General features: G+C 70.2%; 9 protein-coding genes. 7 read left to right on the top strand and 2 right to left on the bottom strand.

Annotated elements, in window-relative coordinates:
* Positions 1-78 precede the first annotated feature (78 nt).
* Positions 79-2,115 carry a thioredoxin domain-containing protein gene (locus EQG76_RS15245; RefSeq protein WP_235031384.1) on the bottom strand — a complete coding sequence of 679 codons (2,037 nt, stop codon included), beginning with the start codon at positions 2,113-2,115 and terminating at the stop codon, positions 79-81.
* A gap of 101 nt (positions 2,116-2,216) precedes the next feature.
* On the opposite strand from EQG76_RS15245, the gene EQG76_RS15240 reads away from it, so the two are divergent.
* Both EQG76_RS15240 and mnmE read left to right on the top strand, forming a co-directional pair.
* On the top strand, positions 2,217-2,486 hold the full coding sequence (locus tag EQG76_RS15240; RefSeq protein WP_159714937.1) for a DUF6489 family protein: 270 nt from the start codon (positions 2,217-2,219) through the stop codon (positions 2,484-2,486).
* The gene (mnmE, locus tag EQG76_RS15235; RefSeq protein WP_235031383.1) at positions 2,405-3,817 is read left to right on the top strand and encodes a tRNA uridine-5-carboxymethylaminomethyl(34) synthesis GTPase MnmE; all 1,413 of its coding nucleotides are present in this window, start codon (positions 2,405-2,407) and stop codon (positions 3,815-3,817) included. Before EQG76_RS15240 ends, mnmE begins: the two co-directional genes overlap by 82 nt.
* 25 nt (positions 3,818-3,842) lie before the next feature.
* Here mnmE and EQG76_RS15230 read toward each other — a convergent pair whose 3' ends face one another.
* Positions 3,843-6,353 carry a cation:proton antiporter gene (locus EQG76_RS15230; RefSeq protein ID WP_159714935.1) on the bottom strand — a complete coding sequence of 837 codons (2,511 nt, stop codon included), beginning with the start codon at positions 6,351-6,353 and terminating at the stop codon, positions 3,843-3,845.
* A 103-nt stretch (positions 6,354-6,456) separates the two neighbouring features.
* Here EQG76_RS15230 and mnmG point away from each other — a divergent pair, with 103 nt between their 5' ends.
* From mnmG to EQG76_RS15205, 5 genes are all read left to right on the top strand, one after another.
* A complete protein-coding gene (mnmG, locus tag EQG76_RS15225) occupies positions 6,457-8,316 on the top strand; it encodes a tRNA uridine-5-carboxymethylaminomethyl(34) synthesis enzyme MnmG (protein WP_159714933.1) in 1,860 nt (619 codons plus the stop codon).
* An 8-nt stretch (positions 8,317-8,324) separates the two neighbouring features.
* Positions 8,325-8,954 (top strand): 16S rRNA (guanine(527)-N(7))-methyltransferase RsmG, encoded by a 630-nt coding sequence (locus EQG76_RS15220; protein ID WP_159714931.1) that lies wholly within the window; start codon positions 8,325-8,327, stop codon positions 8,952-8,954.
* Positions 8,920-9,738, top strand: coding sequence for a ParA family protein (locus EQG76_RS15215; RefSeq protein WP_159714929.1), 819 nt, complete (start codon positions 8,920-8,922; stop codon positions 9,736-9,738). Before EQG76_RS15220 ends, EQG76_RS15215 begins: the two co-directional genes overlap by 35 nt.
* A complete protein-coding gene (locus tag EQG76_RS15210; RefSeq protein WP_235031382.1) occupies positions 9,735-10,643 on the top strand; it encodes a ParB/RepB/Spo0J family partition protein in 909 nt (302 codons plus the stop codon). The genes EQG76_RS15215 and EQG76_RS15210 overlap by 4 nt, the downstream gene beginning before the upstream one ends.
* A gap of 14 nt (positions 10,644-10,657) precedes the next feature.
* Positions 10,658-11,044, top strand: a 387-nt coding sequence (locus tag EQG76_RS15205; RefSeq protein ID WP_159714927.1) for a class I SAM-dependent methyltransferase, incomplete at its 3' end; no start/stop codon positions are given.

Below are 11,044 nucleotides of genomic sequence, written 5' to 3'. Positions count from 1 at the left end.
CGGGCCGCCAGTCCTGCGCACCATTACTCTGGTCGCCATGCGCCTTGGTCCTTCTCGGGTTCGTTTCGCTCCGTCCCGTCAGTTTGCGCCGATCCTGCCGACGCGCAAGCCAGCGGCGGCTAGCTCGTCCCGTAGTGCCGCCGGTTCGGTCAAAGGAGCGGTGCAGGTCGCGGCGACGCAGACGTAGGCGGTGGGGCGTCCGTCGCGGCTGGTCTTGCCGAAGGCCGGGTGCTCGCTGGGCAGGACATCGCCCGCCTCGACCTGCTGGACCACGAAATGCGGCAGTGACGTCGTGAGGGCGATGCGGCGCAGTGCAGTGAGTTCGGCTGCCAGTCTCGCCAACACGATCTGGATGGGCATCTCCAGCGCCAGCGATGCCGCCAGGAAGGCGCAGTGAGCCGCCGGCTGTTCGGTCACCTCGCCTGCCACCGAGCGCACCAGCCGGTCCGCCCGGTCCCGCCAATGTGCCTGGCCGTCCAGCGCGTGCATCAGCGCCAGGCATTCCAGCAAGGTCGCGAGCGCTGCCGGGCTCGGACCGTCGAAGGCGGTCTTCGGGCGGACCAGGAGGTCGGTGGCATCGGCCGGGGCCAGCCGGTAGCCGCCCTCGGGATCGGCGAACGCCTGCTCGACCGCCTGGAGAATGATGGCGGCGCGGACTGTCCAGCGTTCGTCGCCGCTGGCCAGGCCCAGCGCCAGGGCGGCACGGGCCATCTGGGCATGGTCGTCCAGCAGACCGAGCTCCAGGCGCCGGCCGTCCCGCCACGCATGACGCAGCCCGGCATCGGGCGTACCCAGCAGATCCATCACGGCGTCGAAGGTTTCCGCGGCCACGGCCAGCCAGTCCGGCCGGTCGAACGCGGTGGCGGCCCGCGCCAAGCCCTGGATGGCGAGGCCGTTCCAGTCGGCCAGGATCTTGTCGTCGCGGCCCGGACGGACCCGCTGCTCCCGCGCCGCCAGGAGGGCGGCGCGCATCCTCGCCAGCGCCGCCTCGTCCTCCGCCGGCGCTAAGCCTGGCTCGTGCAGGCGGTTCAGGACGTTGCGGCCTTCCCAGTTGCCTTCCGGCCGGACGTCGTAATGCTGGGCGAATGTCGCGGCATCGGCACCGAGCACGACCTCGATCTCGGCCGCGTCCCAGACATAGTAGCGGCCCTCCTCGCCCTCGCTGTCGGCATCGAGCGAGGCGACGAACGCGCCAGCACTGCGCATCTCGCGCACCAGCCAGCCGACCGTCTCCTCGGCCCTGGCTCGGAACAGCGGCTGGGGTTCCAGCAGGTGACACTCGGCCAGGAGGCCCAGCAGCTGGGCGTTGTCGTAGAGCATCTTCTCGAAATGCGGCACGCGCCAGAAGGCGTCGACCGAATAGCGCGCGAAGCCGCCGCCCAGATGGTCGTAGATCCCGCCCTGGCAGATCCGCCTGAGGCTGTGCAGGACGGTGCCGGCCATCTGCCGGTCGCCTCGTGCGATCGCGGTGCGGCGCAGCAGGTCGAGCATCGGGACCTGCGGGAACTTGGGTGCGCCGCGCAGCCCGCCATGCTCCGGGTCGAAATGGCGCGCGATGGCCTGTGCCGTCTCGAACGCCAGCCCGGCCGGCACACTCGCGCCCGATGCCGGCTTTTCCAGTGCGGCCATTGCCGCCATCATCTGGTCGCGATTAGCCAGCAGCCGCGTCCGGTCCTCGCGCCACAGCTTCGCCAGCTTGGTCAGGACCTGAGAGAAGCTCGGCAGGCCGTGGCGTGGGCTGGGCGGGAAATAGGTGCCGCCCCAGAAGGGCGCGCCTTCCGGGGTCAGGAACATGGTGAGCGGCCAGCCGCCCGGCTGGCCCAGGAGCTGCAGGGCGTGCAGATAGATCTGGTCCAGGTCCGGCCGTTCCTCTCGGTCCACCTTGATCGGCACGAACCCATCATTGATCAGCAGGGCGACCACCGGGTCCTCGAAGCTCTCGTGCGCCATCACATGACACCAGTGGCAGGCGGCATAGCCCACCGACAGGAGGATCGGGCGGTCGAGCTCCCTGGCCAGCGCCAGGGCCTCAGGGTTCCATTCCCGCCAGTGGACCGGGTTGTCGGCGTGCTGCAGGAGGTAGGGGCTGGTGGCGTTGCGCAAGAGATTGGCCAAGGGCCAGCTCCCTTCGTTGGTGGCGATGGTGGCCGGAGGTTGCCGTTGGCCGCCGTCGTCCTAAGGATGTGGAGCGGCGGGACCCGAACGGCGAGGCGGACATGAAAGTGAGCATCGACATCGACTGCACGCCGGAGGAGGCCCGGCAGTTCCTGGGCCTGCCCGACGTGGCGCCCATGCAGAAAAGCCTGATGGACACGCTGGAGAAGCGCCTGTCGGATGCGATCAATGCCACGGACACCAAGCAGCTCATGGAGACTTGGCTGCCGCTGTCCAAGGGGCTGGAGCAGTGGCAGACCATCTGGGCGCAGATGATGGCGACCGCGACCGGGATGCGGCCGCCAGCCCCACCCAAGGACGACAAGCGCTGACGGGCGACACGATCTGGGCCTGGGCGACGCCGCCCGGCCGCTCGGCGGTGGCGGTGCTGCGGATTTCCGGACCGGCAGCGCTGCAGGCGCTGGCGAAGCTAGGTGTGGCCCGGCCGCCCGCACCGCGCCGGGCGGTGCTGGCCCGGCTGCGCGACGGGCCGGACGGACCGCCGATCGACCAGGCCCTGCTGCTGCGCTTTGCGGCTCCGGCCAGCTTCACCGGCGAGGACCTGGTCGAGCTGCAGCATCATGGCGGCATCGGCGTGCGCCGGATGCTGGCCGCAACCCTGGGCCGGATGCCCGGCCTGCGCCCGGCAGAGCCCGGCGAGTTCACGCGGCGTGCCTATCTGGCGGGCAAGCTCGATCTGGCGGCCGTGGAAGGCCTGGGCGACCTGATCGAGGCCACCACCGCGCGCGGCGTGCGTGCGGCGCTCTCGAGGCTGGAAGGCTCGGTCGGACGCCAGATCGGCCAGTGGCACGAGCAGCTCATGGAGCTGCGCGCCGCGGTCGAGGCCGAGCTGGATTTCGCCGCGGACCAAGCCGATGTCGCTTCCGGCACGCTCGGCCGGATCGGGCCGGGCATGATGCGGCTGCGTGTCGAGCTGGCGGATGCGCTGGCCCAGGCGCCTGCGGCGGAGCGGCTGCGCCATGGCTTTGTCGTGACGGTGGTGGGTGCCCCCAATGTCGGCAAGTCCAGCCTCGTCAACCTGCTGGTTGGCCGCGAGGTCGCGATCGTGACGGATCGCCCGGGCACCACCCGTGACCCGGTCGAGGTGGCCCTGGACCTGGACGGCCTGCCGGTGACGCTGATCGACACGGCGGGACTGCGCGACAGCGACGATCCGATCGAGCAGGAAGGAATGCGCCGCGCCAGGGAAAAGGCGGCATCCGCCGATCTTGTGCTGGAGCTGATCGACGCGAACGAGCCGGTGCTGCCGGCACTGCCGGCCGTGCCGCTCGCGACAGGCCAGACGCGGCTGGTGGTGGCGAACAAGGCTGACCTGACATCGGCGCCGGCGGACCATCTGGCGATCTCGTGCCGCACCGGTGCCGGGATCGACCGGCTGCTGGCAGAGCTGGTGGCAGCGCTGGCGGCACCGGACCAGGCGGAGGCGGGGGCAGTGCCCGTGGGTGCCCGGGCCGAAGCGGCGCTGTGCGACGCGCTGGCGGCGCTGGACGACGCGCTGGCGGCAGCTCACCTGTCCGAGCCGGTGCTGGTGGCCGAAGCGCTGCGCCATGCGAGCCAGGCTCTGGCGCGAGTCACGGGTGCGGGTGCCGACGCCGAGGATGTGCTGGACCGAATCTTCGCGCGGTTCTGCATCGGTAAGTAGCGGTTCAGCGTTTCACGTGGAACAGTTAGCCGGCCGGCTGGGCCGGCTCCTGCCACACGCCCAGCCGCTCGGCTGCCACGCGACGGATGGCAACCGCCGCCTGGGGATCCGCCGCTAGGAACCGGTCGAACACGTCGGCATGCAGTTCGAGCAGGTGGCAGTAGCCCATGGCGACGACGTCGGCCCGGCGCGGCTCGCGGGTGAGGAGGCCCAGTTCGCCGAAGAAGTCGCCGGTGCCGAGCCGCACCGGTTCGTCCAGGACCACCTCGACGGCACCGCTCGCCACGAAATACATGCGGTCGCCCAGCGCTCCCGCGCGCACGATCCGCTCGCGCGGCAGCACCATGCGCGGCCGGAGCAGGCGGCTCACCGCCTCGATCTGTTCCGGCGCCAGGTCCTTGAACAGCGGCAGCTCGCGGAGGATCGCCGGGATGTCCATGTGCAGGTCGAGGGTCGGTGCCTGCTCCAACCTGCGGGCGCGCTGTCGGGTCGCCTCCATCAGGTTGCGATAGACCGGCGGGGTGATCAGCCGTTCCTGCAGCATCTGCCCGTAGGCATCCTCCTCCATGCGCAGGGCGGCGCGGTCCAGGTAGCGGGTGCGCAGTGCCTCAGCATATTCGGGATATTGCAGCTCGAGCGCCTCGAAGCTGCGTTCGATCAGCTCCTTGCGGTCCTGGACCACATGCAGCGCCGTCTCGGCGACCCGCGGCTCGAACAGGGATGGCAGGCGCTCCCGGGCGAACTCAACGCACTCGTTCATGACTCGCCGGCTGATCAGCATGACCTCGAACCGGTCGGCGAGCTGGCGGGCCAGCGGCGTCGACCAGCGGAAGGTGCGCTGGATCCAGACGCAGAACCGCATGTACAGGTCGAACCGGCTGAGCCGCTTGGCGACCGACCGGTAGCCACGCACCCCATCGGTCTGCAGCGCATCCTGGAGCTGGTCGGTATTGCCGAGCAGCTGCGCGGCAGTGCGCCGCCCGGCCAGGCCCCGGCCGATCTCCTCGACATAGAGCGTGGCCTCGCGCCGCGTGACGGTCAGCAGGGCCGCAGTGAGCTGCTGGGACAGCATGTCGTCGCCCAGTGGCGCCACCCGCCGCGGTTGGGCGAGGCGCGCCTTGTTCAGCCGGTCGATCTCCGGCGAGGTCTCCGGGTCGATGCCCAGCCGAACCGCCTCCAGCCGGAGCCGGTCCAGCATGTCGGTCTGGCTGAGCTCCAGCGCACGATCGCGCACCATGCGTTCCAGCGGGCCGAGCTGGTTCAGCCCGAGCCAGCCGATCAGCGCGCGCAGCGTGGTGCCCTGGACGAACAGGGTGAACAGCACGTAAGAAACCGCCACCACCTCGACCAGGTGCTTCACCTCGTCGGAAATGCCCGGCAGCTCGGAAACGGCGAGCGCCAAGGCCAGGGTGACGGCGCCGCGCAGGCCACCCCAGAGCATTACCAGCCGATAGGCGCTGCGGATCGGCTCGGCGAGCTTGAGCGCGGTGAGCAGCGGGATCACCGCGTAGAGCACGAACACGCGGGCCGCGAAGGTGGCGAGGATGAGCACGACCAGCAGGAAGAAGTCGTGGAGCCGGAACTCGACCAGCACCTTGGGGATCAGCATGGCTGCCATCATGAACACCAGCGAGGCAGCCCAGAAGCCGAGCTGCTGCCAGACATGGTGGATCGCTCCCCAGGAGCGGGTGCTCATTCGGCGCCGACCGAGATAGCCAAACGCCAGGCCCGCGGCGACGGTCGCGACCACGCCGGAAATATGCAGCACATCCTCGCCGATGATGTAGGCGAGATAGGCCAGCGACACGGACAGGGTGATCTCGGCCGGCCCGGCCTGGTCCAGCCGGGTGAGCAGGGCGGCGCCGAGCCGGCCCAGCACCAGGCCGAACAGGCCGCCGCCGATGAAGTCCCACAGGAAGGTCCAGGCGATCGCCGTGGGATCACCATCGTTGCCGGCGCGCAGGGCCGCCACGAAGGCGCTGAACAGGGCGATCGCCGCGGCGTCGTTCAGCAGGCTCTCGCCCTCGACCAGGTCGGACAGGCGGCGGGGTGCCCCCACCTCACGGAACACCCCGATCACCGCGATCGGGTCGGTGGTGGCGACCACCGCGCCCAGCAGCAGGCAGCCGGCCAGCGGCACCACGGTGAACGGGTTGAGCGTGATGCCGACCACCAGCGTGGTCACCAGCACGGCCAGCACCGCCATAGCCAGCACCGGCACCAGATCGTCGCGCAGCGCCCTGGCATCCAGGCTGATCGAGCTCTCGAACAAGAGGACCGGCAGGAATACCAGGAGCAGCATGTCCGGCGGGATGTGCAGGTCGGCAAGGTTCCCGATCAGCCCGCCCAGCCCGGGCGTCCAGCCAGGGAACATGTGGGTGTCGGTGAAGAACAGGAGGCCGCCGATCGCGATCCCGACGATCGCCAGCAGGGTGGTGGCCGGCAGGCGCAGGCGATCGGCCAGGGCTGGCACGAAGGCGGAAATCCCGAGCAGCACGGCCAGCGCCAGCATGGCGAGCACGACGGAGGACATCATGTTTCCCTGCGATCCGGATTCGCCTATCACCCGGGGGCGTCATGCCTTTGAAGCGGCGTGCGCGGCAATGCGCTAGTTCAATCCAGGGCCGCTGCGATCTGCCATGCAAATCTTCGACGTGATCGTGATCGGTGGCGGCCATGCCGGGGTGGAGGCGGCTGCCGCCGCGGCGCGGCTCGGCGCCCGCACCGCGCTCCTGACCCAGGACCGCCGGGCGATCGGGCGGATGTCCTGCAACCCCGCGATCGGCGGGCTCGGCCGCGGCCAGTTGGTGCGCGAGGTCGATGCGCTGGACGGGATCATGGCGCGCGCGATCGACCGAGCTGGCATCCAGTTCCGCATGCTCGCTGCGGACAAGGGGGCGGCGGTGCGGGCACCGCGCGTCCAAGCCGACCGGCGGGCCTACGAGGCCGCGGTGCAAGGACTCCTCGCCGGGCAGGCTGGGCTGCAGGTACTGGAGGCCGAGGCGGTCGACCTGATCCTGGAGGACGGCCGGGTCCGGGGTGTGGTTGACCAGGACGGGTGTTGGCTGCGCGCGGCTGCGGTCGTGCTGACCACCGGTACCTTCCTACGCGGCGAGATCCATCTGGGCGAGGAGCGCCGCCCGGCCGGCCGCCTGGGCGAGCGGCCATCGGTTCGCCTGCCGGAGCGGCTGGCGGCAGCCGGCATCACGCTCGGCCGCCTCAAGACTGGCACACCGCCCAGGCTGCGGCGAGACAGCATCGACTGGGCAGCGCTGCAGGCGCAGCCGGGCGACGATCCGCCCGTGCCGATGTCGTTCCTGACCGACCGGATCGGCCAGAAGCAGGTGGAGTGCCGGATCACCTGGACCAACCCCGCCACCCACGCGCTGATCCGCGCCGACTTGGCCCGGTCCCCGATCTACTCCGGGCAGATCACTGCGGGCGGAGTGCGCTACTGCCCGTCGATCGAGGATAAGGTGGTGCGCTTTGCCGACCGCGAGCGCCATCAGGTCTTCCTGGAGCCGGAAGGAACGGACGACCCGCTGGTCTATCCGAATGGGATCTCGACCGCGCTGCCGCGCGAGGTCCAGCTCGACCTGGTGCGCTCGATCGCCGGGCTGGAGCGGGCCGAGATCGCCCAGTTCGGCTACGCGATCGAGTATGACCATGTCGACCCGCGCGAACTCGGACCGGATCTCGCCGTGCGCCGCCTGCCGGGCCTCTATCTCGCCGGGCAGATCAACGGCACGACCGGCTATGAGGAAGCGGCCGGCCAGGGGATCGTCGCCGGGATCAATGCAGCGCTGCTGGCGGCAGGACGTCCGCCCTTCATCCTGGAGCGCAGCCAAGCGATGATCGGGGTGATGATCGACGACCTGGTGAGCCGGGGCGTGACCGAGCCCTATCGGATGTTCACCAGCCGCAGCGAGTTCCGGCTGAGCCTGCGTGCCGACAATGCCGACCTTCGTCTGACGGATGCCGGCATCTCGGTGGGTGTAGTCGGCGCGGAGCGGCGGAAGGCGCATCTGGCCAAGCTCCAAGCGCTGGAACTGGGCCGTAACCTGCTCCGCCGGATCTCCGTCACTCCGGGCGAGGCGGCGGCGTACGGCATCGCGGTGCAGGCGGATGGCCGGCGCCGGGACGGCTTCGACCTGCTGCGCCTGCCGGACACCAGCCTGGCCAGACTCGTACCGCTGGCACCGGCACTGGTGGGTCTGCCAACCGCGGTCCAGGAGCAGCTCGAGATCGAGGCACGTTATGCCACCTACCTCGCCCGGCAGGAGGCGGAGGTCCGCCGGTTCCGAGCCCAGGAGGAACTGGCCCTGCCCGACGATCTCGACTATCAGGCCATCCCGGGCCTTAGTGCCGAGGTGGTCGCGGCGCTGAGCCGGGCCCGGCCGCGCTCGCTGGGTGCCGCAGCCCGCATCCCTGGCGTGACCCCGGCCGCCACTGCACGGCTGCTGCGGTTCGTCGAGCGGCCGAGCGCGTCCGCGGCATGAGCCGGCCGATGTCCCCAGAGGAATGCGCGGCGCTGCTGCGCGTTTCACGTGAAACGCTGGAGCGGCTGCGGCGCTGGGTGGAACTGCTGGAGCTGTGGCAGCAGCGGATCAACCTGGTCGCAGCCAGCACGCTCGCCGATCCGTGGCGTCGCCATGTGCTGGATGGCGGTCAGTTGCGCCTGCTGGCGCCCGAGGCCCGGACCTGGGCGGATCTCGGTACCGGTCCTGGCGTGCCCGGCATGATCCTGGCGATCATGGGCGTGCCGGCGATGCATCTGGTGGAAAGCGACCAGCGCAAGGTTGCCTTCCTGCGCGAGTCGGCCCGGATCACCGAGACGGCCGTGACGATCCACGCGGTGCGCATCGAGCAGGCCAAGCTGCCGAAGCTCGACGTGGTGACGGCACGGGCGCTCGCACCCTTGGACCGGCTGCTCGGCTTCGCAGCACCGCACATGGCCGGAGACACAGTCGCCCTGTTCGCCAAGGGCCAGACGTTGCCGTCGGAATTGACCGACGCGGCGCGGCACTGGCATATGAGGCAGGACGTCCTGCCGAGCCTCTCGGATCCGAGAGGCAATATCCTGCGCGTCAGCGAGGTCGTACGTGTCGACGGTCGTCGAGTTCAAGAGCGGGCCTAAGGCACGCATCTTCGCGATTGCCAATCAGAAGGGTGGGGTCGGCAAGACCACGACCACCATCAATCTCGGTACCGCCCTGGCGGTGGCTGGCAAGCGGGTGCTGGTCGTCGACTTCGACCCGCAGGGCAATGCCTCGACCGGGCTGGGCGTCGACCGCTCGGTCCGCACGGTGACCGCCTACGACGTGATCACCGGTCAGGCACCGGTCGCCGATGCCCTGACCGAAACCGCCGTGCCAGGTCTCACCCTGATCAGCTCGACCGTCGACCTGTCGGCGGCCGAGGTGGAACTGGTGGACGACGGCAAGCGCAGCTACCGGCTGCGCGATGCGCTGCTGCGGCTGGAGGACCGGTTCGACTATGTCTTGATCGACTGCCCGCCATCTTTGGGTGTGCTGACGATCAACGGGCTGGTCGCGGCGCATGCGGTGATGGTGCCGCTCCAATGCGAGTTCTTCGCCCTGGAGGGGCTCAGCATGCTGCTGCGCACGGTCGAGCGGGTGCGGCGCACCCTGAACCCGCGCCTGCAGATGCACGGCATCGTCCTGACCATGTTCGACAAGCGCAATAACCTGTCCGAGCAAGTGGCCGAGGACGTGCGCAGCTTCATGGGCGAGCGGGTTTACGACACCGTGATCCCACGCAACGTGCGGATCTCCGAAGCGCCATCGCATGGCAAGCCGGTGATGCTCTATGATGTGCGCTCGGCGGGCGCCATGGCCTATGCGCATCTGGCCGGTGAGATGCTGAGACGGGATCGACGCATGATGGCGGCAACACGGTGAAGCATTCCGACCAGACGCCCGGCAGGCGGCGTGGCCTGGGCATGGGCCTCTCGGCCCTGCTCGGCGAGGATGCCGGCACGATCCTCGATGCCGATCTCCAGGTGGCCAAGCCGGCGCCCAAGGGAGCCAGGCTGGTGCCGATCGAGCAGCTCTCGCCGTCCCGCCACCAGCCGCGGCGCGGATTCGACGAGGACGAGCTGGAGCTGCTGGCGGATTCGATGCGCCGCCATGGCCTGCTCCAGCCGCTGCTGGTGCGCCCGGCCGGCCGGGCAGACGGGTTCGAGATCGTCGCCGGCGAGCGGCGCTGGCGGGCGGCGCAGCGCGCCGGACTGGCCGAGATCCCGGTGCTGGTCCGAGAGCTGGGCGAGCAGGAGACGCTGGAAATAGCGCTGGTCGAGAACGTCCAGCGCAAGGACCTCACCCCGCTGGAAGAGGCGGATGCCTACCGACGGCTGGCCGACGAGTTCGGCCACACCCAGGAGGACATCGCCAGTGCGCTCGGCCGCAGCCGCAGCCACGTCGCCAATACTATCCGCCTGCTGGGCCTGCCCGAACCGGTACGTCGTCTGCTCGACCAGGAGAAGATCAGCGCCGGCCATGCCCGGGCGCTGCTGGGGGCGGCCGATCCGGCAGCGCTCGCCGAGCTCGTCGTCCGCGACGGGCTGAACGTCCGGCAGACGGAAGAGTTGGTGCGCCGCCAGCAGACGCCCAAGCTCGCCAGAGCCACCGCCCGGCCCGCCACCGCGGATGCCGACGTCAAGGCGTTCGAGGAACGGCTGTCGCGGCGCTTCGGCCTGCCGATCGCGATCCGGCAGAAGAAGGACGGCGGCGAACTGGTGGTGCGCTGGCGTACGCTCGACCAGCTCGACCGGTTCCTGGGGCTGGTGGGCGGCGAGGAAGGCTGAGGCCGCGGCTGCCCATGGCTGACCGGGACCGCCGCCACTGGCGCCGGGTCGCGCGGCAGTGGATCAGCTGGGCCGGCACGCCCGGCCATGACGCCTTCTGGGCCTATCTCCCGGCCTTGCGCGACTTCGTCGGCACCGGGCAGGATGAGGTCCTGGAGATCGGCTGCGGCGAGGGACGGGTGGCCCGCGCGCTGACAGCGCTGGGATATCGGGTCACCGCCACGGATGCGGTGCCGGCCATGGTCGCGGCCGCGGCGACCGCCCGATCCGCGGAGCGTTACCTGGTCGCCGATGCCGCCGCCCTGCCGTTCGCCGCGGCGAGCTTCGACCGGGTGATGGCCTACAACGTGCTGATGGATGTGGCGGACATGGCAGCTGTGCTGCGCGAGGTCCGGCGCGTG

The sequence above is a fragment of the Geminicoccus flavidas genome, from assembly GCF_009806515.1.
Lineage (GTDB): Bacteria > Pseudomonadota > Alphaproteobacteria > Geminicoccales > Geminicoccaceae > Geminicoccus > Geminicoccus flavidus.
Note: the sequence above shows the minus strand (reverse complement) of the source record. Positions and strands in the feature narration are given on the sequence as shown.